Annotated in this window: 15 protein-coding genes; 2 read left to right on the top strand and 13 right to left on the bottom strand. The window is 62.6% G+C overall.

Translation table 11 applies throughout. The features are described from left to right. Window positions 1-4: 4 nt before the first annotated feature. From NQ559_RS02140 to NQ559_RS02100, 9 genes are all read right to left on the bottom strand, one after another. Window positions 5-331: a nucleoside triphosphate pyrophosphohydrolase family protein gene (locus NQ559_RS02140; RefSeq protein ID WP_018695132.1), complete on the bottom strand. Its 327-nt coding sequence runs from the start codon at window positions 329-331 to the stop codon at window positions 5-7. A gap of 289 nt (window positions 332-620) precedes the next feature. Further along, entirely contained in the window at window positions 621-2,816 is a 2,196-nt protein-coding gene (locus NQ559_RS02135) for a glycoside hydrolase family 97 protein (RefSeq protein WP_018695133.1), read from the bottom strand. A 12-nt stretch (window positions 2,817-2,828) separates the two neighbouring features. Next, window positions 2,829-4,706 carry a glycoside hydrolase family 13 protein gene (locus NQ559_RS02130; RefSeq protein WP_033395161.1) on the bottom strand — a complete coding sequence of 626 codons (1,878 nt, stop codon included), beginning with the start codon at window positions 4,704-4,706 and terminating at the stop codon, window positions 2,829-2,831. Between the two features lie 208 nt (window positions 4,707-4,914). Then, on the bottom strand, window positions 4,915-6,222 hold the full coding sequence (locus NQ559_RS02125) for an alpha-amylase family glycosyl hydrolase (protein ID WP_018695135.1): 1,308 nt from the start codon (window positions 6,220-6,222) through the stop codon (window positions 4,915-4,917). A gap of 40 nt (window positions 6,223-6,262) precedes the next feature. Next, window positions 6,263-8,581 (bottom strand): alpha-amylase family glycosyl hydrolase, encoded by a 2,319-nt coding sequence (locus tag NQ559_RS02120; RefSeq protein ID WP_018695136.1) that lies wholly within the window; start codon window positions 8,579-8,581, stop codon window positions 6,263-6,265. Window positions 8,582-8,688: 107 nt separating this feature from the next. Beyond that, window positions 8,689-10,503, bottom strand: coding sequence for a SusF/SusE family carbohydrate-binding protein (locus tag NQ559_RS02115; protein WP_026318236.1), 1,815 nt, complete (start codon window positions 10,501-10,503; stop codon window positions 8,689-8,691). A 23-nt stretch (window positions 10,504-10,526) separates the two neighbouring features. Then, a complete protein-coding gene (locus NQ559_RS02110) occupies window positions 10,527-12,185 on the bottom strand; it encodes a RagB/SusD family nutrient uptake outer membrane protein (RefSeq protein WP_018695138.1) in 1,659 nt (552 codons plus the stop codon). Window positions 12,186-12,198: 13 nt separating this feature from the next. Then, window positions 12,199-15,120 (bottom strand): SusC/RagA family TonB-linked outer membrane protein, encoded by a 2,922-nt coding sequence (locus NQ559_RS02105; protein ID WP_018695139.1) that lies wholly within the window; start codon window positions 15,118-15,120, stop codon window positions 12,199-12,201. Window positions 15,121-15,284: 164 nt separating this feature from the next. Next, the gene (locus tag NQ559_RS02100; protein WP_018695140.1) at window positions 15,285-16,592 is read right to left on the bottom strand and encodes an MFS transporter; all 1,308 of its coding nucleotides are present in this window, start codon (window positions 16,590-16,592) and stop codon (window positions 15,285-15,287) included. Window positions 16,593-16,814: 222 nt separating this feature from the next. On the opposite strand from NQ559_RS02100, the gene NQ559_RS02095 reads away from it, so the two are divergent. Together NQ559_RS02095 and NQ559_RS02090 are read left to right on the top strand one after the other, a co-directional pair. Continuing rightward, window positions 16,815-18,197 (top strand): sensor histidine kinase, encoded by a 1,383-nt coding sequence (locus NQ559_RS02095; protein ID WP_018695141.1) that lies wholly within the window; start codon window positions 16,815-16,817, stop codon window positions 18,195-18,197. Between the two features lies 1 nt (window position 18,198). Continuing rightward, a complete protein-coding gene (locus NQ559_RS02090; RefSeq protein ID WP_009597005.1) occupies window positions 18,199-18,951 on the top strand; it encodes a LytR/AlgR family response regulator transcription factor in 753 nt (250 codons plus the stop codon). Between the two features lie 392 nt (window positions 18,952-19,343). Here NQ559_RS02090 and NQ559_RS02085 read toward each other — a convergent pair whose 3' ends face one another. The 4 genes from NQ559_RS02085 to NQ559_RS02070 form a co-directional block, all read right to left on the bottom strand. Beyond that, entirely contained in the window at window positions 19,344-21,944 is a 2,601-nt protein-coding gene (locus tag NQ559_RS02085; RefSeq protein ID WP_018695142.1) for a 4-alpha-glucanotransferase, read from the bottom strand. An 82-nt stretch (window positions 21,945-22,026) separates the two neighbouring features. After that, window positions 22,027-22,956, bottom strand: coding sequence for an alpha/beta hydrolase (locus tag NQ559_RS02080; protein ID WP_018695143.1), 930 nt, complete (start codon window positions 22,954-22,956; stop codon window positions 22,027-22,029). A gap of 148 nt (window positions 22,957-23,104) precedes the next feature. Then, a complete protein-coding gene (locus NQ559_RS02075; RefSeq protein WP_018695144.1) occupies window positions 23,105-24,349 on the bottom strand; it encodes a UDP-N-acetylmuramoyl-tripeptide--D-alanyl-D-alanine ligase in 1,245 nt (414 codons plus the stop codon). A 1-nt stretch (window position 24,350) separates the two neighbouring features. Then, a complete protein-coding gene (locus NQ559_RS02070; RefSeq protein WP_018695145.1) occupies window positions 24,351-25,412 on the bottom strand; it encodes a glycoside hydrolase family 43 protein in 1,062 nt (353 codons plus the stop codon).

The following is a 25,412-nucleotide window of genomic DNA, read 5'->3' as shown; positions in this document are numbered from 1 at the left end:
GTCCTTAGCGGTTGTCGCCGCTGCCCGAGATGATGTGGCGTTGCATGCGCGAGCGGAGTTTGTCGACGTTCATCTGCGCCACGTCGTCCAGTTCGTACCCCAGGTCGCGGGCGAGCGTCGCGCAGTACCACAATACGTCGCCGATCTCCTTGACGATCTCCAGCCGCTTCTCGTCCGTGAACTCCTCGTGGGCGTCGCGGATGACCTTTTTGACCTTGTCGGCCACTTCGCCCGCCTCGCCCGTAAGCCCGAGCGTGGGGTAGATGATGCGACGATTTTCGGGATAGATTGCCGTTTCGAGTGCGTGCTGCTGGTATTCGTTGAGTGTCATGGTTTTGATTTTGAGCGTGAATATTGGGTGCTACCGAGGGCAAAAATAGCAAAATAATTTAAAAATACGCATAAAAAAGCCCCTGTTCCTATGGAACAAGGGGCAAAGGATTTTTTGAGGGGGGGGCTGTACGGGCATTCCGTTGCCGGACATTGCCGAGTGCCGCATGCCGGCTGGCAGTGGAGGCCGGACGGTCTGCTGCCGTCCGCGGCCGTGCCGGGGTACGGGTTCAGCGCCGGCGCCGGCTGTGTGGGCCCCGGCATGATTGCCGTCCGCACGGCATTTCCCGTTATTTCAGCCTGCGGAGTTTGCGGTCTGCGTCGGTAGCCTCGCGTATGGAGATTGCAAAGCCGCCGCCGCGCGCCATCTCCACGTCGAGTTCCGTGCGTTGTCCGACCTTCCCGGTGCGGATGACATACGCCTGCGGATTGGTCTGGTAATCGGCATCGGGGGCATCGGCGTAGAGTGTCGCCACGTACTCCTTGCCGGGATCGAGGTAGTCGAACGGGAGCGTCACCGTACGTCGGTTCTCGTCCGTCACGCCGCCCACGAACCACGCGCCCGTGCCTTTGGCCTTGCGCGCCACGACGATGTAGTCGCCCGGTTCGGCCAACAGGTAGCGGCTCTCTTCCCAGTCGAGTGCGACGTCCTCGATGAAACGGAACGCATCCATGTATTTCTCATAGTGCTCGGGCAGGTCTGCCGCCATCTGCAGCGGCGAGTACATCGTCACGTACAACGCCAGCTGGTTGGCGAGCGTCGCGTTGACGTGCGAGTGGTTGCCGGGGTTGACCTCCGCGACGTCCATCACGAAGATGCCGGGCGTGTAGTCCATCGGGCCGCCCTGCAGGCGCGTGAAGGGCAGGATCGTCACATGGTGGGGCTTCGAGCCGCCGAACGCCTGGTACTCCGTGCCGCGTGCCGACTCGTTGCCGATCAGGTTGGGGTAGGTGCGGCAGAGGCCCGTCGGGCGCACCGCCTCGTGGGCGTTGACCATGATCTTGTGGTCGGCGGCCCGGCGGACGGCATAGAGGTAGTGGTTGTTCATCCACTGCCCGTAATGGTGCTCGCCGCGGGGCAGGATGTCGCCCACGTACCCGCTCTTGACCGAGTTGTACCCGTATTTGTCCATCAGGCGGTAGGCCGCTTCCATGTGGCGTTCGTAGTTGCGCACCGAAGCCGACGTTTCATGGTGCATCATCAGCCGGATGCCTTTCCCGTGCGCATATTCGTTCAGTGCGGCGATGTCGAAATCGGGGTAGGGGGTCACGAAATCGAAGACGTAATCCTTCGTGTGCCCGAACCAGTCCTCCCAGCCGACGTTCCAGCCTTCGACGAGCAGCTGGTCGAACCCGTGTGCCGCCGCGAAGTCGATGTACCGCTTCACGTTCTCGTTCTCGGCGCCGTGGCGGCCGCTGGGCCTGCATCGGGCGTAATCCGTCACGCCGAGCTGTACCGACGGCACGTCGCGCGTATAGGCCCAGTCGCTCTTGCCGGTGATCATTTCCCACCATACGCCCATGTATTTCACGGGCTTGATCCACGAGGTGTCGTCATAGGCGCACGGCTCGTTGAGGTTCAGGATCAGCTTCGAGGCGAGGATGTCGCGGGCGTCGTCCGAGACCGTCACCGTGCGCCACGGGGTATGGCAGGGCGCCTGCATGTAGCCTTTCCACCCCTGTGCGTCGGGCGTAAGGTGCGAGGTGAAGATGAAATTCCGGTCGTCCAGGTCGAGGTGCATGCACGCATAGTCGACCAGCGCCGCTTCGTGGATGTTGATGTAGAGCCCGTCGTCGCTCTTCATCTGCAGGGCCGTCTGTACGCCCGTGGGCGAGAAGGGCGTCTGCGACGAGTTGGGCGTGATGGCGCCGGGCATCAGCTCCCGTATCTGCGAGAGTTTCGATTCGGTGTAGTCGTACTCCTGCGTGTCGTAGTCGCCCGGGATCCAGAACGCCGTGTGGTCGCCCGTCATGGCGAACTGTGTTTTCTCCTCGCCGATGACGAAATAGGTCAGCGACTCCTGTTCGGGGAATTCGTAGCGGAATCCGAGCCCGTCGTCGTAGAGCCGGAAGCGGATCGTCATGTCGCGGCCTGTCGCGGCCTGCCGCAGCGTGACGGCCATTTCGTTATAGCGGTCGCGGATCTCGGCCTGCTCGCCCCATACGGGACGCCATGTCTGGTCGGACTCGCTGCGGGCCACCTGCCCGAGGGTGAACCCGTCGTAGAGCGATACCGGGCGCCCTGGTTCGCCCTTGCGGATTTCAGCCCCGAATTCCAGCTTCGGGGCTTCGCCGCGCAGTTCGAGCCCCATGCCGCTGGGCAGGATCACGGGGCGCTCCTTGTAATCGAGCGTATAGGTGGGGCGGCCTCCGTCCGCCAGGCTGAACTCCAGGCGGAGGCGGCCGTCGGGCGAGAGGAGCGTCTCCTGTGCCGTGCAGGCTGCACCGGCCAGCAGCGCAGAGATATATAAAAATATTTTCTTCATGGTTCGGTCTTGTTATTTACGTTTGAATTCTACGATCAGCGCCTGCCGCGGGCCGACCGTGGTGGTATCGTCCACCTTCGTGGCTTCGCCCGTCAGGACGTTGCGCCCGTCGCTCAGCCCCGAGGCGATCTCGGCATAGTGCGACCACGGCACCTGTTTCTTGCCCCGCGAGTTGTTGATGAAGACGAATACCGCGTCGGTGTCGTCATAACGGAAATAGGCGTAGGTGTTGTCGCGCGAGAGGAAGTGCATCGTGCGGCCGTTGTGGATCACGGGCTTCGACTTGCGCCATTGGAAGAGCCGCTGCGTGTAGTCGAAGAGCCCCGCCTGTACGGCATCGCGCTGCGCCGGGTCGAACAGGTTCACCGCGTCGCCCTCCCAGCCGCCGGGGAAATCCACGCGCAGCCCGCCGTGTCCCTGCGAGAGGTCTTTCGAGGTGAACATCATCTCGTCGCCCGAGAATATCTGCGGGATGCCGCGCATCGTGGCCAGCATCGCCATCGAGAGTTTCAGCCGGTCGGGGTTCCCGCGTACGATGTCGCCGATGCGGTCGGTGTCGTGGTTGGCGACGAAGATCATCATTTTCGACAGGTCATGGTAGACGAAATCGTGCGACAGGCAGTCGTAGACGCGCGTCATGCCCTCGCCCCAGCGGAGCGAGTCGGTGGGCAGCGCCCGGCAGATGGCCTCCTGCAGCGGGAAATCCATGATCGACGGCAGGTGCGAGTCGAAGCCGTCCTTGTTGGGATTGCCGCCCTGCCAGTATGCCAGTTGCGGGATCGACGACGTCCAGCATTCGCCCACGATGTTGAAATCGGGGTATTCCCTGCGTACGGCCGCGCACCACTCGCTCATCGGCACCTTCTCGTTGTAGGGGTAGGTGTCGACGCGGAACCCGTCCAGGCCGGCATACTCGATCCACCACACGGCCCATTGCTTGAAATATTGCAGCACGTAGGGATTGTCGAGGTTCATGTCGGGCATCGACGGCACGAACCAGCCGCTCTCCTGCAGGTCGAGGTCGTAGCGCGAAGCGTTGGGATCCATGTTCGTCGAGAAGCAGACGTTCGTCCCGGTGTATTCGGGGAACTGGTGTATCCAGTCTCTGAAAGGCAGGTCTTTCATCCACCAGTGGCCCGTGCCGCAGTGGTTGGTGACGATGTCCATAATCACCTTCAGCCCGTGCTCGTGGGCTTTGCCGACGAACTCCCTATACAGTTCGTTCGAGCCGAACCGGGGGTCTATGCGGTAGTAGTCGCCGCAGGCGTAGCCGTGATACGAACCTTCGGGTTCGTCGTCCAGCAGCAGCGGCGTGGGCCATACGGCCGTGGCGCCCAGCCCTGCGATGTAATCCAGGTGGTCGATCATCCCCTGCAGGTCGCCCCCGTGGCGGCCGAAGAAGGCGCTGCGGTCGGCGCGCTCCCGCGTGTGGGGTGTCGAGTCGTTCGACGCATCGCCGTTGGCGAAGCGGTCGGGCATCAGGAGGTAGATCATGTCGGCCGTGGTGAAACTCCTGCGTGCGGCCGAGCCTTCGGCGCGTGCCGCGATCTCATAGGGAACCTTGAACTGCCGTTCCCCCTGCGAGAATACGAGGTGGTAGGTGCCCGGCTCCGCGTCGGGTTTCACCTCCACGTCCACGAATAGGTAATTGGGACTGTCGGCTTTGTGGCGGGCCTTCACCCCGACGCCCTGTCCGCCTTCGATGCGGATGTCGTATGCCGCGATGCCGGCCCCGTTGACGAGCAACTGGAGCGGGGTCTGCATTCCCGTCCACCACGAGTGGGGTTCGACGCGGGTAACCTCGCCCGAGGCGTCTGCCACCGAGGCGGGGTCGAATGCGGACTGTCCTGTCCCTGTGCAGGAGAGCAGTCCGGCTGCTGCGAGTGTCATGAAAAATCGGTTCAAAATATCGTCGTTTGTAAAGTTAGCAAAAAATCGGTTTCCAGCGATTCCCGTTTCGCCCGGGGCATCCCTGTGCTTCTCGTGCGCATCCCTATGCTTCTCGGATGGTTTACTGTCTATTCCCGTCGGGTTCTATCGGGTTCCCGGCGGTTTCCCGGCGCTGTTTCCGCGCATCCCCGGCGCATGTCCGCAACTTTTATCTCCTGTCTTGTGCGAAGACCAGCCACTGCCATGCGGGAAGCACGGTGCGGGTGCCGCCCGTGTATTCCTTCCCGGTGAAGAACTCGCGGCGCGAGCCCTCGAACGGCAGGTCAAATGCGACCTCCTCCGCACTGAGGTTCGCAGCGACTGTCACCTCGTTGCCGCCGGCCGTACGGGAAAACAGCATCAGGCCGTCGGGTGTTCGTTCGCCGAGCGGGTATGCGGCCTGCCCGCCGCGTTCCCCGGCCGCGAGCGCCGGGTTCTCGTGGCGCAGCCGGATCAGGGCGGCGTAGAAATCCGTAAATCCGTTGCGTTCCCACGCGGGGACGGGGTCTTTCTCGAAGAACTCGAAGCGGTGGTCGAACCCCATCTCCTGTCCGGTATAGACGAGCGGCTGCCCGTTGGGCAGCGTGAAGGTCAGCAACGCCATCACGCGTGCCGCGTCGCCCATGCGCTCGAATTCCGTCCCGGCCCACGAGTTTTCGTCGTGGTTCGAGGTGAACATCAGGCGGAACGCCTCGCGCGGCATGGCAGCGGCATCCCTGGCGACGTAGGCACGCAGGTCTGCGGCGCTTTTCCGTCCCTGTGCGATGTCGTTCAGCAGGTGGTGCAGCTCCCACGCATACGAGGCGTCGAACGCCCCGTCGTGCAATGCGGGGGCTTCGCCCTCGGCGAGCAGGTAGATGCCGGGGTACTCCTTCCGCAGTGCGGGCAGCGTCTGCTGCCAGAAGTCGATGGGTACCTCGCACGCCATGTCGCAGCGGAATCCGTCGATGCCGCGGTCGAGCCAGAAACGCATGGCGGCCGCCATTGCGGCACGCATGTCCGCGTTGCCGTAGTCGAGCTTGGCGATGTCCGTCCAGTCGTACTGCACGATGGTGTTGCCCAGCGAGTCACGTACATACCAGTCGGCCGGGCGCTCCTCGATCCAGCGGGCATCGGGCGAGGTGTGGTTGGCCACCCAGTCCAGGATCACGCGCAGCCCGAGTCTGTGGGCTTCGGCCAGGAACCGGTCGAAATCCTCCAGCGTGCCGAATTCGGGGTTGACGGCTTCGTAGTCGGAGATGGCGTAGTACGAGCCGAGGGTTCCCTTGCGCTCCTTGATGCCGATGGGGTAGACGGGCATCAGCCAGACGACGTCCACGCCCAGTTCTCTGAGCCGGGGCAGGTGGCGTGCGGCCGCCGCCAGCGTCCCTTCGGGGGTGTACTGGCGCACGTTCATTTCGTAGACGACCGAGTTGTAACTCCAGTCGGGGTGGGCGGCCGGTTGCTGCGGCCGTGTGCCGCAGGCAACCAGTACCATTGCGAGAAGTAATGCGGGCAAGTGTTTCATGGCGTGTCGTTTAGAGCGTGAATACCACCGACGACCAGGCGCCCATGAGCAGTTTCGACGAAGCGTCGCCGCGCTGAAGTTTCACTTCACCTGAGACGCCTACGGCCTTGTCCGGTTGGTCGGTAAGGGTCAGTATCTGCTCCTCCCGGCCGAAGTTGTGCACGACGAGCATCCGTTCGCCGTCCAGCTCGCGGTACCAGGCTGCGATGGATTGCTGCGAGGTGTTGCCGTCGTTGTAGACCGGGTGTTTGACCATCTTGCCCTGCGCCAGCACGGGGTAGGTGTTGCGCAGCCGGGCGAACGTGCGGTAGAGGTTGAGCAGCGAACCGTCGTCGTCGGCCTGTGCCTCGACCGAGATCGCCGGGGTCAGCATCTGCATGTCGATCTTGCCCGAGAGGCTTCCCGAAGCCAGTTCGTTGCCCGCCTTGTCCCACAGGATCGGGGTGCGGACATATTCGTCGCCGTTGGATTTGGTGCCCCAGTACCCGAGCTCTTCGCCCTGGTAAATGTAGGGTGCGCCCTGCGCCGTGAGCAGCACGGCGGCCGCCACCTTCATCTTTTCGGCGGACTGCTCCAGGTCGGAGCCCGTGCGATCCTCGTCGTGGTTCGAAAGTTTCGTGGCTTCGATATAATCGCTGCGGTACTGTGCGTAGAGGGGCTGCACGTCGAGGATGTCCTTGACGAAATAGCATCCGATGCCGTTTTGCAGCGCCCATTTGAGCTTGTACCAGAACGTGAATTCGAACAGCGCCGGCAGCCCCCGGTAATAGGGTGCCGCCTTGTCCGCTTCGTCGAGCATCTCGCCCACCATGTAGAAATCGCCCTCTCCGCCGGCGGCCTTGTAGCTCTCGTTCATGCGGTCGTAGAATTTCTTGAGGAACGTGGGGTTCTCGTCGTTGTAGGCGTTGTGGTAGATGTGCTTCACGGCATCGAGGCGGAACCCGTCCACGCCCATGCGTACCCACTTGTCGGCCGCTTCGGTGACGGCCTTGAACGCCCCGGACTGCTCGGCCTGGGCGGCCTTGCCGTAGTTGAGGTCGGCGAATGCCGCCGTCCAGAAGTGCGAATGGTACATCGTCGGCAGCGAGAACTGCACGTTGGCCGGGTCGGCCGAGCGGTTCGACATCAGGGTGAAGGGCTCCCCGAACCGGATGATCGTCCGGTTGTCCGGGGCGCCGTATTTGGTGCCTGCGGCCCACGACGTGGTCGAGGTGCGGACGAGGAATCCCCAGTCGGAATCGAAGTCGAGCGTCAGTTCGTAACTGTTGCCGCCCCTGGCGTAGAAGCGTTTGCTCGTGCCGTTGCCGAAATAGAGGTATTTGTCGTCCGCGCCGCCCTGCGTATTGTCCGCATCCGCGGCGTCGGTCGTTTCGGTAACGGTCACCGTCGGGCTGTCGGTATTTGTCCAGTCGAGCACGAACTTGAAGCGCCCGGCGGCACCCGCCCCCGTGTCGGTCGAGAACCATTGTCCGGCATCGTAGCCTGCGGCGCCTTCCGTGGCGATCTGGTCGATCCGCCCGGCCGCGATGTCGGCCTGCGGGTCTTCGGAGAAGATATAGCGGTCACGGTAAGGGCTCCCTTCGGACGCGGCGGCCGATTTGAACCACGGGTGGTCTTTGCCCGTATGGTTGAGCACGTAATCCAGGTAGACCCGGATGCCGCGGGCATGGGCCGCGTCGATGAATGCCCTCAGGTCGGCGTCCGTCCCGAAGGCGGGGTTGACCGCCTCGTAGTCGAGCACGTCGTAACCGTGGTACGAAGCCGCCGGATGGATCGGCGAGAGCCATACGGCCGAGGCGCCGAGTGCGTCGATGTAGTCGAGCCGCCGGGTCAGCCCCGGCAGGTCGCCCACCTTGTCGCCGTTGCCGTCGGCGAAGCTGTATACCAGCAGCTGGTAGCTTATGTCGGCGCGTTTGCGGTTGTCCCACGCATCGGGCTGGGCGACGACCTGCTCGCCCTCGAAATCCTGGGAGGCATCGCCGCTCTGTGTCACGGTGACGACGACCGGATCGCAGCCCGGGGCGGTGAAGGTAAGCGTCGCGGAGCGTTTCGACGACTCGTTTGCGGTCGCCGTGACCGCGAACGACGTGGAGGTTTTGCCCGATGTGAGGGCCGGTGTGCACCATGCGGTATTGTCGCTCTGCGTCAGCGACCACGCGCCCGCATCGGTGCGCAGGTCGAGCAGCCGGCTGCCGCCTGCGGCTTCGAATTCTATCTCCGTGGGGGTCACGGAGAGCATACTGCCGCCGGTATCGCCGGTCTTGTCGTCGCTGCACGACACGGATACGGAAAGTACGAGTGCCAGCAGCAGGAAAAGAAATTTTTTCATAGCGGAATCTCGGTTAAAGTTCGTTTCGGGGCCTGCCGTCCGGTCAGGGACGGCAGGCCAGAAACGGGACGGCAACCTCTGTGTGCCGTCCCGTGAAAGGGTGGCCGTTATTCGGCCTCTGCCGGGGTCTTGCCCTCGGACATGATGTATATCTGCGAATTCGCGAGGTCGAAATAGATGTCGTAGGTGCCGTCGAGCTGGACTTTCATGTTCTGCGAACCGCCGCTGGTGATGATGTCTACGGCCTTGTTGATGTCGACCGCACCGCCCGACGCCGTGCCGTAGTTCTTGGAGTCGTCCCAGGCGTTATTGAAGCGGATCTTGAATTCGCTGGCGGTGGTCAGGGCTACGCCTTTGCGAACGAGGTAGGCGCCCTCCTCGCTCATGGAGAAATCGCCCAGGTCACCCCATCCGGTGATGTTGCCGACCAGTCCCCATGTGTCGGCGACCAGCTCGGGCTTGGCGCCTGCGGCCATCACGTAGGCGCGTCCCGCCTCGGGCAGCAGCCAGTAGTCGTACGTGCCGGCTTCGGCGATCACGGCATTGACCTTGTCGGCGGAAACCTTGAAGGCCGAGCCGATCGTGCAGGTGTAGGGGCTGCTGCCGGCGAATGCGGCGTCGGCCCCGATCCACTGCGACTCGTCGCCGCTCTTGAAGAGGAATTCCGAGTTGGCGGCTACCTCGACCCCTGCGGCCTTGTAGGCCACGATGTTCGAGCTGGCGCTCTCCATGGCCGTCGGGCCCCAGTCGGGGGTTGCGACGGTCTGGCCGTGGATGTACCAGTCGGCCTTTTCCGGCCCCGGGTCGGGTTCTTCGCCGCCGCCCGTGCCGTAGTCGCCGGCATTGAGTTCGTAGGTGATCTCCGCAGAGTTGTTCAGGGTTGCGTATACGCGGTAGTTGCCCGCCGTGGCCTTGATGTTGTCGCCGTTCTGCGAAAGGCGTCCGTCCGCCCCGCCGAAGTTTATCGCCCAGTCGTTGTCCGCACGGAATTTGAATTCCCCGGCGGTCAGTGTGACGTCGACCCAGAAACGCTGTTTTTGGGTGTCGAAATTCATCTCCGTGTCGGTGTCCCAGCCGCCCGGAGTGGCATCGCCGATAATACCCATCGAGTTGAACGACAGCTTATTGCTTAACGTTAATGTCGAACGGTCGAATACGAAGCGGTAGAAGCGCTTGGAATAGACCATGATGTTTCCGGAACCGCCGCTGGAGATCAGCGTGATCGACGGGGCTTCCGTTTCCGGAGCCGCAGCATCACCGTCGGTGCCCCAGTTGCAGGCATCGTTCCAACCGGCTTCGCCGCTCAGTTTGAAGCCGTTGGCGGCTTTTTCGCCCAAGTCAACGATAGCTTCGTAGGTGACCTCGTCGCCGGAGAAACAGAACAGTCCCTGTGCGTTGTCGAAATTCCAGCCGCAGTAATCGCCGATTACCCAGACCTGGGGATAGGTACGCTCGGCCGTTGTCACGGTCATGCGGACGGTGGCGGGGGCGGAGTAGAATTTCTCGAAGTCGGTGCCGATCGTGGCGCTGATGTAGAAATCCACGTCTGTAGGTTCGCCCGAGGGAACCCCCAGGCCGCCGTCTTCCACGGACAGCGCAAGGATGTTGTTGAGGCTTTCATAGGTCTGTTCCGACGAGGTGCCGTTCATACCCGTGAAGAGCACCAGTTTCGCACCGTCGTTGTACGAGGCTTCGATCGAGTAGTTGATCTGGGTGCGGACGCCGAAGTCGGCGGCGTCCCAGGTGAAGGTCTGCGTCGAGCCCATGTTGTCGGGCGTAATGACGATCTCCCCGGGCAGCGCATGCAGCACGGGCGCCACGACCTTGTCGGGGTCGTAGGCCTTTACCTCGTCGAGCTTTTGGCAGGCGGAGAGGAGTCCCGTCGCAGCCGCCAGCATCATCGCATATCGTGTAATTTTCATAGTCGTACGATTTTTAGGGTTGGTTATTTATCGGTTGCGTTTCCGTAGCCGGGATTCTGGTGCAGTTCGGGGTTGGAAGCGAGCTCCGACGAAGGGATGGCAAAGATTTTCATGTAATCATCGAACCCCTGTCCGGTGAAGGTGCCGCCCTTGTATGTCCAGAGGAACGACGGGGTGGTGAACTTGCCGTAGCGGATCAGGTCGGTGCGGCGGTGCCCCTCCCACATCAGCTCGCGGGCACGCTCCTCGAGTAGGTAGTCGGCCGTGACCGACGAGGGGGCCGATACCCCGGCACGGTTGCTCAGCTCCTGGAGTTTCGGCAGCGCGGTGTTGGCCTGTCCCAGGTTCATGCAGGCCTCGGCGTAGATCAGGTAGATCTCGCCCAGGCGGATCATCGGGAAGTCGATGTCGCTGTATGCCTTCGATGCAGCCGTGGCAAGGAATTCGTCGTTGGTCATGTTGTGGGGGATGTTGTTGAATTTGAGGCAAGTCCACCCGTTGAGGAAGACATAGAGCGCATCGTTCATCGACTCCTGGCGGCCTTTGATGTAGAACATTCCGCCGCGTTTGTCACTGACCGTATATTCGCCCGTGGTGTAGTCCGCGTTGCGGGCGTTGAAATATTTCTGCACGTATTCGTAGGGTACGCGGATGCCGGCCCAGCCGTTGTTCACGCCGTTGATCTTCTGTTCGGCCGTCACGTCGGTGGCGGCGATGGCTGCCAGCGTCAGGTACGACGTGCCGCCGTAGGACTGCGTCTGCTCGGCGTCGTATGCCACGCCGAAGATGATCTCCTTCAGGGCGTCGGCGTTCTCGCCGTTGTCGCCGCGGAAGAGGTCGGAATACTCCGGGCAGAGCGAGTAGCCCATGCCGAAGATCGCTTCGCAGGCGGATTTGGCCTCCGTCCACATCGGGGTGCCGGCATAAACCTCGGCATTGAGGTACATGCGGGCCAGCAGGCCGTTGACCGCACCCTTGTCGGCACGCGGGTAGTTCGAGCGTGCGGCAGGCATCGCGCTTTCGTCCGAAGCCAGGTCGGTCAGCTCCGAGATGCAGTAGTCGAAGACATCCTTGCGCGAGGCCTGTTTGGGGTTCACACCGCCGCCGAAGGGCGAGGTCTCGGTCGTGAACGGCACGTCGCCGAACACGTCGAGGGCGATCCAGTAGAAATAGGCGCGCAGGAAACGGGCCTCGGCGCGGAAGCTCTGGATCCTGGCGGCCAGTTCGCTGCTCACGCCGCGGTCGGAGAGTTTGTCCGAGGCGGTCTGGCGCAGGTACTCGTTCACGTAGGCGATGCCCTGCAACGTACGTACGTAGACGGCGTAGGTCGCGTCGTTGTCGGCGTCGGACCACGTGTCGGTATTCATGGCGCGTACCCAGGCGTCGTTCTCCCAGGCGCATTTGCAGGCGTCGGCCGTAACCTCCTGGATCGTCCAGAATGCGCGGATGAGCTCCGAGGCGCCGCCGTCGCTGACCTGCAGGTCGGTGGTGTCGTTCGAGACGAAATTGAAATAGAGTTTGGTGAGCCCGGCCAGGTAGCCGTTCTCGTCTTTCCCGTAGACGGTCTCCGAGGTCGAGTCGGACGGGTTGAGGGGCAGGGTGTCGAGATCCCCGATGCACGAAGTGAGCAGCATCGTTGCGCCTGCCGCCGCCAAGGCGAAATGTTTTATGTCGATTTTCATGGTTCGTTCGTTTTTAGAAGTTTACATTCAGACGCAGCGAATAGGTGCGCGGGCGTGGCCATATCGAGCCGTCGATGCCGTTGACGCCCGGTATTTCGGGGTCTACGCCGCTGTAATCGGTGATGACGAATACGTTCTGCACGCCGAAGGCGACGCGCATCGAGCCCTTCCAGTTGCCGATCTTGTTGAACGTGTAGCCGAGGTTGATGTCGTCCATGCGGAAGAACGAGGCGTTTTCGAGGAACATGTCCGAATACCACTGCTCGCCGCTGTTGGCCTTCGTAAAGCCGGTCTTCTTGACCAGCCGTGCGAAGTTGGGCAGGTTGCCGGCGTTGATGTCGATGTTGGACGTCGAGTTGGCCGAGGCGAAGTCGTTGAAGACCCAGTTGCCCGCCGAACCGTGGCCGTTGAAGCCGAAGTCCCAGTTCTTGTAGCTCAGCTTGAGGCTGATGCCGTAGAAGAAGTCGGGGTTGGGGCTCTTGTCGGTCACGTAACGGTCGGCCTGTGTGATCTTGCCGTCCTTGTCACGGTCGACCAGCGCGTTCTGGATCGGATTGCCGTCCTGGTCGTATACCTGCTGGAAACAGTAGAAAGTGTAGGGCGCATAGCCTACCTTGTGGATCTGGAGCAGGTTACCCGTGCCCTTGGTGATGCTTCCCGTCTGGATGTTGTAGTCGGGGTCGTCGGTGTTGTTGAGCTTGGTGAACTCGGTGTGTTGGAACGTGCCGTTGAAGCCGACCGTGAGGTTCCAGTCCTTGGTCTGCACGGGGATGAAATTCAGGTTGAATTCCACGCCCTTGTTCTCCATCGAGCCAATGTTGGTGAGCACCGTGTTGCCGAAGTTCGAGCCCATGGGGGTGATGACGCTGTTCAGAAGGTCGTCCGTCTGGCGCAGGTACCAGTCGACGCTACCGTTGATGCGGCCGCCGAGGAACCCGAAGTCGAGTCCGACGTTGTAGGTCGTCGTGGTCTCCCATTTGATGTTGGGGTCGTAGGCGCCCGGCGTGAGGTAGAACATGTGGCCGGCGCTGCCCATGTAGTAGGTCTTGTAGACGTCGGTCGACATGTAGTAACGCGCCAGGTAGGGGTAGTTGGAACCGATCTCCTGCTGGCCGGTCTGTCCGACGCCGACGCGCAGCTTGAGGGCCGAGACGGCACGCGAATCCTTCAGGAAATTCTCCTCGGCGATGTTCCACGCAAAGGCGCCCGAAGGGAAGAGGCCCCAGCGGGTATCCTTCGAGAAACGCGAAGAGGCGTCGTCGCGCAGCGTGAAGGTGAAGAGGTATTTCGAGGCGATCGAATAGTTCAGGCGTCCGTAGAACGAGAGCAGGTAGTTCTCCTGGCGGTTGAACGGGTAGCGCGAATCCTCGCCCTTCTGCTCGTGCGTCTCGTTGAAATAGGATACCGAGTGGTCGGAGCTGTAGAAATGCTGCCACGAATAACCGGCCATCACGTCGAGGTGGTGGATGCCCCACTCCTTGTTGAAGTTGGCGTAGAATTCGAGCAGCTGGTTGCGGCGGAAGTTCGTCGTCCACGAATACTGTCCCCAGCCGCGGGCCTCGGTGTCGGTGTATGCCTGGAACGAGCCGGGGTTCACGCCGTCGTAGGTCTTGGCGCTCGATACGTCGAGGCCGAGGTTGAGGTTGAAACGCAGCGCTTCGAAGCCGTGAACCTTATAGTCGATCTGGGCGTTGCCGATGAAACGCTTGGCACGCGCCGTATTGTCGCGGTCGTAGAGCTGCGAGAGCGGGCCTGCGCCCAGCAGGGTGTTGGGCGTGAAGTCCTCGCCGCGGCCCGATCCGTAGTTCCAGTATCCGTTGGTGGTCGTGTAGTCGATCGAACCGTCGTCGTTGCGGAAATAGGGGTCGATCGTGGGGTTGAAGAAGGCCGCCGAACCCACCACGCCGCCCGAGGCGTAGCGCTGCGACGTGATGACGCCCTTGGCGTTGAGGTTGACCGTGAGGTGCTTGTCGAAGAAGTTGGGCGAGAGGCTCAGGTCGAGCGTCCCGCGTTCGTATTTCGACGTTTCGAGCGTACCCTGCTGGTTGGTGTAGCCCACCGATGCACGGTAGGGCATCCTATCGTTGATGTTGCCGATCAGGCTGACGTTGTGGTCATGCGAAATGGCGGTGCGGAAGACCAAGTCCTGCCAGTTGGTGTTCTTGTCGCCGAGCATCGACTGTACCTTGTCGCCCGTGGTCGTACCTGCGGGATACACCTGGTCGATGTAGGTGCGGAACTCGCCGGGGGACATCACGGGCAGCTCGTCGGAGTTGGTCTGGACGCTCACGCTGCCGCTGTACGATACGCGGGGCGTGTTGCCGCGCCCCTTCTTGGTGGTGACGAGGATGACGCCGTTCGAAGCACGCGAACCGTAGATGGCCGCCGCCGAAGCGTCCTTGAGCACGGTGAAGGATTCGATGTCGTTGGGGTTGATCGTCTCCAGCGGGTTGGCCATACCCTTGCCGCCGTCGACTGCGATGGGTACCCCGTCGATCACGATCAGCGGGTCGTTCGAGGCGTTGAGCGAAGCCGCACCGCGCACGCGGATGGTGGCGCTCGATCCGGGGCCGCCGTCGCCGGGGATGATGTGTACGCCCGGAACCTTGCCCTTGAGCATGTCCTGCGTGGAGACCACGGCTCCGCGGTTGAACTCTTCGGCCTTGATTGCCACGACCGAACCGGTCATGTCGTTCTTCTTGACCGAACCGTAGCCGATCACCACCACGTCGTCGATGCCCATGGCATCCTCTTCGAGCGTGAGGTGTGCCAGCAGCGACGAACTGGCCACCAGGCTGACGGTCTTGTAACCGACATAGCTGACTTCGATGACCGATTCGGGGCCGGCGGCGCGGATGGCATAGTCGCCGTCGATGCCCGTCGAGACGCCGTTGGTCGTGCCCTTTTCGACGACGGTAGCGCCCAGGATCGGCATTCCGGACTTGTCGACAACTACGCCTTTAACCTCATAACCAGCGTTTTGCGCCAGCGTGAGGGGGGGGGGTAAATTGACATATGAGCAAGATACCCGCACACATAGTTAAAAATCGTTTCATAAGAATTTTGGTTAGTTTATAAGTTGATTTTATGGATTGTAGGTCATTGGGCCTTGTGTTCTTTGACCAGGAAGACCGACACGGCGGCCAGCAGCATGAAGACCCCGGCGAGCGCCAGCATGTCGGCCGCGTCGGAGGCGAAGCAGTACTTGACGATGGCACCGCCGGTCAGTCCGATGACGATCTGGGGGACGGTGATCGTGAAATTGAAGATACCCATGTATACGCCCATGCGGCGTGGCTCGACTGCGCGCGACAGGATGGCGTAGGGCATGGCGAGGATGCCCGCCCAGGCGATGCCGATCCCCACCATCGGGAGCATCAGCGCGTACTGGTCGTGCAGCAGGCACAACCCCGCTAAGCCCAGCGCCCCGGCGAGCAGGCAGGCCGCGTAGACGGGTTTGTTGCCGTAGCGCGCGGCGACGCGCCCGAGGAACAGGGCGGCGATGCAGGCGGGGATGGGGTAGGTGCCGTTGAGCACGCCGACCCATGTCTGCGTGGCGCCGGCCGAGAGCACTTCGCCCGTGGCATGGTCGGTGACTACACCCGTGATGGCGGGTTTGAGGTAAGTCCACATCAGGAAGAGCGCCGCCCACGAGAAGAACTGCGTGACGCCCAGCCGCACCATCACGCCGGGGACGTTGCGCATGAGGCCGGCGAAGCTCACCGGTTTGGCGTCCTCCTCGGAGAGGTTGTTGTAGCGGGCGAACTCCCCGGGCGGATATTCCCGCGTCTTGAACGAGGTGACGAGCACCGTGAGCAGCAGGATTGCGCCCCCGGCATAGTAGGAGTAGGCGATGTGCGGCGAAACATGCCCCGGAGCGGCCTCGTCCGACACGCCGAGCCATGTCATGACGAGCGGCAGGATAGCGCCGACGACCGCACCGAGGTTTATCAGGAAGGTTTGTACCACGTAGCCCTGTGTCTTCTGCGAATCGTCGAGCATGTCGGCCACCAGCGCCCGGAAGGGCTGCATTGTGACGTTGAACGACAAATCCATGAACAGCAGGATGAAAGCCCCCATGGCGAGTGGGGCGAAGGCGAGCAGTTTGGGGCAGTTGGGCATGAGCACCAGCGCCAGCGCCGAGATCAGCGACCCGCCCAGGATGTAGGGGATGCGGCGGCCCCAGCGCGTCCAGGTGCCGTCGGAAAAGAGCCCCACGATGGGCTGGACGATCATGCCGGCCAGCGGTGCCGCCAGCCAGAAGTAGCTCAGGTGGCTGACATCTGCCCCCAGCGATTCGAAGATGCTCGACGTGTTGGAATTCTGGAGCGAATATCCGATCTGCACGCCGAGGAAGCCGAAGCTGAGGTTCCAAATCTGCCAAAATGAGAGTTTAGGTTTGGTCATTTCGGTTTTTCGGTTGGTTTTCAGGTTATACAAATTTTAATAAAAAAATCCGGATGGCGAACCGCCGGGCGACGAACGGAGGGATCAGCCGGATGAACGGGCGGATTTTTACGACGAACGGTAGCCCGAGGGGGACGATTTGGAATTTACGCGGAAAAACACTACCTTTATTCATAAATAAACGAAACCCGTATATACTTAATACAGCCTCAGTCAGCCTATATGCGATCGCTCAAAGTGTCCGGAATTATCCACCTGTTCGCCGTGCTCCATGCCGTGGTCGCCCTTTCATGCCATCTGGCGGGGATCAACGACGAGTTGGTGCTGACGCTGCTGACGATCGTGCTGATCGTGCTGATCTGCCTCAAACGCGGCCTGAACGTGGAGTTCACCGCTGCCAGCGTGATCGTCGTCAACGTGATCGGCTACCTACTGGGTACGGGCGGTGCGCAGCTGATCGAGCTGTTATTGCACGCCCCGCCCGTGGTGCATGCCGTCTCGACCTTCATAACCACCGAGATTCTGGGCTGGAGCATCGTGTGGTTCACCAAGTTGTTCCGCCGCGGCGACGACACGGCGAGCCGCTCCTCGGCCTGGACGCCCCGCATCGGGTTGCTGCTGCTGGCCGTGGGGGTGATTTTCGTGCTGAGGCTGGCCTATGTCGAGCTTTTCGCCTCGCCCTCCTTTTCCACAGACCGCCTCTACCACATGGCCGACTTGCTGGCTTCCAATTCCGCGGCACTGATTATCCTGCTGTGCGTCAATATCATCTATGTCCGGCATACGCGCAGGCGTGAAACCCGGCACGGTCTGATCGCCGAAATCGCGGCGTTCCTCCTGTTCGTGCTGCTCACGTCGGCCTGCGTGGCGCTCATTACGGGGTTGCACCTGCCGTTCGCCTTCGACCGCTCGTTCTCCGCACGGGAGTTCCTGCAACTGTGGATCGTCACCCTGCTGGTCGAGGTGACCCTCTATTCGGTCGTATTTATGGTTGATTACGCCCTGGTCGCACGTGCCGTGCTGCGTGCCGAGCGCGGCAAGGCGCACCAGGCGCAGTTCCGTTACATGAAACTCAAACAGCAGGTCAACCCCCATTTCCTGTTCAACTCGCTCAATATTCTCGACTGCCTGGTCTGCGAGCAGCGCACGGAGCAGGCCAGCGCCTACATCCATAAACTGGCGGGCATCTACCGTTACATGCTCCAGAACGAGGAGGAGACGCTCGTGCGCCTGCGCGAGGAGATGGCTTTCGTGGGGATGTACGTCGACTTGTTGCAGGTGCGTTTTCCCGAGGGGTTTCGCGTGGAGACCGACATTCCGGACGAGGCCATGAACCGCCATGTCCTGCCCTGCTCGGTGCAGCTGCTGATCGAAAACGCCATCAAGCATAACTCGGTGGGGGCCGACCGGCCGCTGGTGATCCGCATCGTCGCCGGGGCCGGAGCCGTGACGGTGTCGAACAACCTTCAGCTGAAAGTGTCCGGCACTACCTCGACCCGTGTGGGGCTGAACTACATCCGCCAGCAATACCTCGACCTGTCGGGCATCCCGATCGGGATACGCCGTACCGATACCGAATATTGTGTCACCTTACCGTTGCTGTAATATGAACGTACTGATCGTAGAAGACGAAATGATGGCCCAGGCAAACCTGGCGCGAGCGCTGACCCAGCATTTTCCCGACGTACGGATCGTCGGGACGACCGGCTCGGTCAGGGAGACGGTGCTCTGGCTGCGCACGCCGGGGAACAGTGCCGATGTGATTTTCATGGACGTGGAGCTCTCCGACGGGGATTGCTTCGAGATATTCCGCCAGGCGGACGTAACGGCGCGGGTCATCATGACCACCGCATATGACAATTACGCCGTGCGGGCGTTCGAGGTCAACAGCATCGACTACCTGCTCAAACCGATCGACCTCGCGGCGCTGCGGCGTGCCGTGGAACGTTGCCGTGTGCGGAGCGGGGGCATCGACCCCGACGTATTGCTGAACGCAATCCGCAGCCCGCGCGAATACAAACAGCGCTATGTCGTGCGTTTCAACGACCGGATCGTCCCGGTGCAGACCACCGACATCGCCTATTTCTACTCGGAAGAGAAAAACACCTACCTTGTCACGAACGACAACAACCGCTACATCATGGATCAGTCGCTCGACGTCCTTTCGGACGAACTGGATCCCGGGCGGTTTTTCCGCATATCGCGCAGTTGCATCATCGCCATGCCGGCGATCGTCAGCATCGTGAAATACCTGGGCAACCGGCTGAAGATCACGGCACGTCCGCGTCCGGAGTTCGAGATGGTGGTGAGCCGGTCGCGGGTCGACGACTTCCTGAAGTGGCTGGAGGGGAATGGCTGAGCCTTGGTCGCGGCGGGCAGGTCTTCGGCCCCCCCCCCTCCGTTTCCGGGTTTTGTCCTCCGGCCTTCCGGGTTCCCGTTCCTGCGGCGGGCGGGGGCTCCGGTTCCGGCGGGCGTAGGGTTCCGGCGGGAGAGGGGAGTTCCGCAGAGGAGTTCCTCTGGAATTTTCCGCAGAGGACTGAAAGTTCACTTTGAAGGATCATGCTGCGGGCGTTCCTCCGGAGGCGTCCTTCGAGGGCTTCGGTTGAGAGATCCCAGGAAGGGATTCCCGTGGAAGGTTTCCGCAGGGGCACCCGGGAGGATGGCGCGGCGGCATGATAAAAGGGGCGCTCCGGAAATTCCGGGGCGCCCCTTATTTTTGCGGCCGGGGTCGGCGCTGCCGCAGTCTGCCCGTCAGCGGCGCCCGCTGCAGGCGATCATGTCGTGCAGCGACTCGTTGAAAGTCTCCTTGTGCAGCAGTTTCTCGAGCGGGAGGTGCATCCGGTAACGCCAGTAGTATCGGGCGACGGCCGGGACGTTGATGCGTTCCTTGGCCGGGTCGGGGTAGCGCAGTTCCCCGTCGGTCGAGAACCAGTCCTGCAACGGCAGGATGGTGAGCATCGCCGGGGAATTGAGGTGCATGTCGAGGATGCGCCGGCATATCCACGGCTCGCAGAAATAGGGAACGTCGCCCCCGATGCCGAGTGCTTCGTGGTAGAAGCGCGCCGTGAGTTCGCGGTCTTCCTCCCACCATGCCCGCAGCGGGTTCATGTCGTGCGTCGAAGTGGTGCAGACCGAGAAATAGGGGTAGTGCGCCGGGTCGGCGAAGAGTTCCCCCGGCGTCTTGGGCATGCGCTGGATTTCGAACGAGAGGATTTGCAGTTCGTGCATCGTCTCGGGGACGCTGTCGGGAATCATGCCCAGGTCTTCGCCGCAGGTCAGCATCTCGGTCGCCGAGAGGAGCACCGGGAGCTTGCGCAGGGCGGATTCCTGCCAGAAACGGTTGTGCCGGTGGTAGAAGAAGTCGGTATAGAGCCGGTCGAAAGCTGCACGGCGCTCTCCGTCGAGCCGGCGGTAGGCGTGCGTCGAGTGGGGGGCGATGCGGGGGTGGAAATAGCCCTTGCGGCGCGGGTCTTCGATGAAGAGCACGTCGTCGAGCAATGCCATGAGCCCTTCCCGCAGCCGGGTCTGGCGTTCGTCGTCGCCCGGGAAGCGGGCTGCGACCTTGCGCTGGGTGGCATAGGCGGGCAGTAACCGCCCCTCCTTCATGCAGGTGGCGCGGACTTCGCCGGCCAGGTCGCCGAACAGTTCCCCGAGCATGTGTCCGTCGGGCGCCGGGGTGGTGTAGCGTCCGTCCTGCGTGTCGAAGCCCATGCCGCGCAGTTCATCTGCGGAATAGGGCAGGGCGGGGTTGAAATAGCCCAGTAACCCGTGTACGGCATGCGTGGGAATCTCCCAGATGCGGAAGAACCCGAGGATGTGGTCGATGCGGAAGGCGTCGAAGTATTCGGCCATCTTGGCCATGCGTGCCCGCCACCAGGCGTAGCCGTCGCGTGCCATACGTTCCCAGTTGTAAGTCGGGAATCCCCAGTTCTGCCCGACGGCCGAGAATGCGTCGGGCGGAGCCCCGGCCTGCGAGTCCATGTGGAACAGGTGCGGGTAGAGCCATGCGTCGACGCTCGTGCGGCTGATGCCGATGGGCAGGTCGCCCTTGAGGACGATGCCGTGGTCGCGGGCGTAGGCGCAGACCTCGGACAACTGCGTATGCAGGTGGTATTGGACATAGCAGTGGAATGCGATGTCGCGGCTATGGCTGCGGCAGTAGGCGTCGACGGCTTTGCGGTCATAGCGGGCGAAGCCGCCCCAGCGGGTAAAGTCGGGCGTGCCCGTTTCGTCGCGCAGCGTGCAGAAGGCGGCATAGGGGATGAGCCAGTGTCTGTTGGCGGCGATGAAGTCCTTGTAGTCGCGGCGTGCTGCAGTGCGGGTTCCGTGGCGTTCGAACGCCCGGCGGAGCAGCCGCAGTTTGTGTCGGTTAACCCGTTCGTAGTCTATTTCGGGGAGGGCGTTCAGTTCGTTGCGCAGGGTGCGGTACTCGTCGTCCTCCACGACGCCCGCGGCCGGCAGCCGGATGAACTGCGGGTGCAGGGCGAAGGTCGAATTGGCGTTGTAGGGGTAGGAGTCTTCCCATGTGCCGGTCATGGTGGTATCGTTGATCGGCAGTACCTGGATGACGCGCTGCCCGGTGGCGGCCGCCCAGTCGATGAGCCGTTTCAGGTCGTAGAACTCGCCGACGCCGAAATCCTCTTCCGTACGGAGCGAGAAGACCGGGATCGCCGTCCCGGCGCCCCGCCACCTGCGCTCGGGGAACCGCGGGTACGCCGCGGCGTCGAGGGCGTGTTCGCCGGCGCCGGGCAGCTCGCCCCAGGTGCGGTTGGCACCCTCCTCCCACAGGATGGGGGTGAGGGTCTTGCGGTCGGCGATCAGGAATTTGTATTCGAACCGGTGTGCGGTATGCAGCGTGAGTTCCCATTCCGGGAAGCGGCTGTCGTCCATCGGGACGATCCGTTTCCAGTCGCCCAGTTCACGGCCGCTGCCGGCGACGGCGAGCGTTTCGTCCGGCCGCAGGGTGGGCAGCACGACGCGCAGCGTGATGTTGCCGGCCGCTTTCTTCGGATTGCCGATTTTTCCGCGGCCGAAGATGCCCCGGGTGAATGCCGAGGAGTAGAACGGCGTGTCGGAGGGCATCTCCTGCCAGCGGTCGCGGATGCGCAGCGTGCGCACCCCCTCCCGGGACGGGAGCCGCAGCGTGTGCGGCCGCCATTCGCTGCGGATGCATGTGCCGTCGCGTTCGATTTCATAGCGGTATTCGGTATCATCCCTCTGGGTATAGCGGTCGATGGCGCCTGTCCAGATGCCTCCGTCGGCGTATTGCAGCGCAATGCGCCGTTTGCCGATCCGCATGACGAGCTGTTCGCCCCAGCGGGTACGGTATTCGATGCTGATCAGGAGTTTCATGGTTCGGTATGTCGTTTGGTTCGGAATCGGTTTATACAAAATTAAAAAAATAATCCGGTTTTGTCTTTCCGGCAGGGAAAATTCAGAGACCCCGGATGAATTCCGTAACGACGGCCACGAGGTCGGGGTCGATCGGCAGCGTGCTGTCGCCGTAGGCTCCCATCTGGTCGATGCGCGTGCGTCCCGTGCATTTTTTGAGCGGGTGGGTCATCCCTGCGATGATTGCCTTCCGGGCCCGGGGCTGTGCCTTCGCCAGTGCCTCGGCATTGCCGGGCGGCACCTGCAGGTCGTTGTCCCCGCCCACGACGAGGATCGGAACCCGCACCTTGCGGATCTCCTCGCGCGGGTCGTAGCGCAGGCTGGAGATCCAGAACGTCTGTACCGAAGGGTGGAACAGCGCTTCGAGCTGCGGCGGGCAGGATTCGACCCGTTCGCCCCGTTTCAGGGAGGCGGTGATCGCGTTGGCCTGCAAGAGCAGATCCATGTTGTCGGGCAGGAGTTGTGAGGCCAATTGCAGCTGGAGTATCTCGTCGAGCGGGTAGCCGGCGCCGGCCACCGAGATGACGGCAGCGACCTTCGGGGTCTGTTGCGCCGCGCAGAAGGCGATCAGCGCCCCTTCGCTGTGGCCGATCAGTATGACACGGCGGAAGCCCTCGCCGGAGAGGTAGTCGGCCCATGCCGCGGCGTCGCCGATGAAATCCCCCAGTACGGCGTCGGCCATTTTTTCCGGCTCCGTGAACCGGCTCGCACCGATGCCGCGTTTGTCGTAGCGCAGCGAGGCGATGCCTGCCTTTTCGAGCGCCTGCGCCAGGTAGAGATAGCTGTTTACATTGCCGTTGCGCGGAGTGGGCCCCGAACCGGCGATGATGACGGCCACGGTTTCCGTACCTGCATCGGGGGTGAGCAGCGTGCCGTAAAGCGTTCCGAAATCGCGTTCGAGCGAGACGTTCCTTTCGCCGGCGGCGGTATGCGCGAAGACCAGCAGGAGGATGGCTGTCAGCAGGTGTTTCATGGCTTATGGGTTTCAGGTTGTTCTCAGTCGGTGTTTTTTTGCCTGTGCGGCGTGTCGCTCCGGTCTGTTTGCCGGCGTTTTGTTCCTGCGTATCGTGCCGGTACCGGGTCGGTGCCGGGCCTGTGTCCGGCGGGTCGTGGCGGCGGGGTTACAGCTCCCCGACCGCCTTTTCCAGTCCGATGCCGCGCGAACCCTTGATAAGCACCAGCGTGTTGTCCACGGGGTGTGCGCGGAGCGACGCGATGAGGTGTTCCCGGTCGGCGAAGAGCGTGATTTGGGCGGGTTGCGGCTCCATGCCGGCATGGGCCCTGGCGAATTCCGTGCCGACGAGCATCACTTCTGTCTGCGGAGCCTGCGCTGCGAGGCGGATGACAGCGGCGTGTTCCTGCTCGGACCAGGCGCCCAGTTCGAGCATATCGCCCAGGATCAGCAGGCGGCGGGTACGCGCGCCGGGCGGCTCGGCGAGGAAATTCGCGACCGATGCCCGCATACTCGAGGGGTTGGCGTTGTAACAGTCCATGATGAGGGTGTTGCGCCCCGTCTCGGTGCGCTGCGAGCGGTTGTTGTCGGGGACATAGCTGCCGACAGCATGGCGGATACGCTCGTCGGCGACGTCGAAATAACGTCCGACGGCCACGGCTGCGGCGATATTGAACCGGTTGTAATGCCCTTCGAGGTGGTTTTCGAGGCCCTCGGCCAGCGTGACGCTGTAATATTCCACGGCCAGCCCGTCGCGTTCGGCGGCCATGTTCGTCAGTGTCTCGTCCTCGCGGGGTACGAAGGCGCGGCCGCCGTTCGCGGCCAGGTAGTCGAACAGTTCGCCCTTGCCGCGGCGCACCCCCTCCGGGCCGCCGAAGCCTGCGAGGTGTGCACGGCCGATGTTGGTCAGGATGCCGTAGTTGGGCTCGGCGATCGAGGCCAGCAGGGCGATTTCGCCGCAGGCGCTGGCTCCCATCTCGACCACGCCGAACCGTGTGTCGCGGGTCATGGCGAGCAGCGTGAGCGGCACGCCGATGTGGTTGTTGAGGTTACCGCGCGTGGCGTAGACCTCGAAGCGTTCGGCCAGCACGCGGCTCACCAGCTCCTTGGTCGTGGTCTTGCCGTTGCTGCCCGATATGGCGAGTATCGGGATCGCCAGCCGGCGGCGGTGTTCGCGTGCCAGCTCCTGCAATGCCCCGAGCGTGTCGCCGACCAGCACCATACGGTCGTCGGTGACGGCTGCCGGGTCGTCCACGACGGCATAGGCCGCGCCTTTGTCCAGCGCCTCCGCCGCGAAGCGGTTGCCGTCGAACGTCGCGCCGCGCAGGGCGAAAAAGATGGAATCAGCCCCGATGTCGCGCGTGTCGGTGGAGATGTGCGGGTGTTCCCGGAAAATATCGTATAGTTCGGACATGTCAGTTCGCGTGTATGGGGGTTCCCGAGGGCATGGGGTAGGGCCCCGGCTCTGCGGGTTGCCCGAAGCGGGGGTTGCCCGCGGCGTCGAAGTCGAAGCGTTGCAGGCGCACGTCGCGCCCCCAGTTGTGTACCGTATCTTTTTTCGAGTGGTAATAGATCCAGTATTCGCGCCCGTCAGGCGAGGTGGTGAAACTGGCGTGGCCGACGCCGTGTATGCGGTCGTTGCCGGTGAAGACGGGGCCGCTCTTGATCCATGATGCGGGATCCAGCGGATCGCTGTCGGGGGTGCGCAGGCGCAGTTGCCCGAGCTTGTAGTGGCGCGACCACGAGCCGCGCGTGGAGTAGACGATGAACAGGTCGTCGCCGTGCCGCAATGCCGACGGGCCTTCCTGCAGGGAGATGTGGTCGCCCTGTTCCCACGGCTGGTCGGGCCGTGACAGCAGGATGCGCGGCCCGATCCGTGTGGGCGATTCCATGCGGGCGATGTAGAGCAGCTGGTCGGTGGCGTCGGTGTCGCGCTGGCGCTCCCAGCCGGACCATACGGCATAGAGTTCTCCCCGGTGTTCGAAGATCGTCATGTCGATGGCCCAGATGTTGTCCGTCTTGCCGTCGGGGTTGTCGCCCGTATAGAGCATGCCGCGGTCGCGGTAGTCGCCCAGCGGCGTGTCGCATTCCAGCACGCCGGTGCGCTGTCCCGTGAAGGGACTGCCGGGGACGGGTGCCGCGGCGTAGTAGATGTACCATTTGCCGCGGAGGCGGTGCAGCTCGGGCGCCCAGATGTTGAAACTGTTCCACGCCCCGCTGTCGGCAGGCTGCCAGACGACGCGCTCGCGTTCGAAACGCGTCATGTCGTCCGATTCGGTCACGGCGATGCCGCGTCCCGATTTGAAGCAGGTGTAATAGCGTCCGTCGTATTTGGTGATCCACGGGTCGGCGCCGTCGCGCAGCGGGTTGGTGAAGGTGGCCTGCGGCGCGGAGCACGAAAGCATCCCCGCCACTAAAAAACAGCCCGCAGCGAATCGTCGCAGCAAGGCTGTGGTATGGAACGGCATGCGTTTCAT

Source organism: Alistipes onderdonkii, from assembly GCF_025145285.1.
Taxonomy (GTDB): domain Bacteria; phylum Bacteroidota; class Bacteroidia; order Bacteroidales; family Rikenellaceae; genus Alistipes; species Alistipes onderdonkii.
This window is presented reverse-complemented; position numbering and strand designations above follow the sequence as displayed.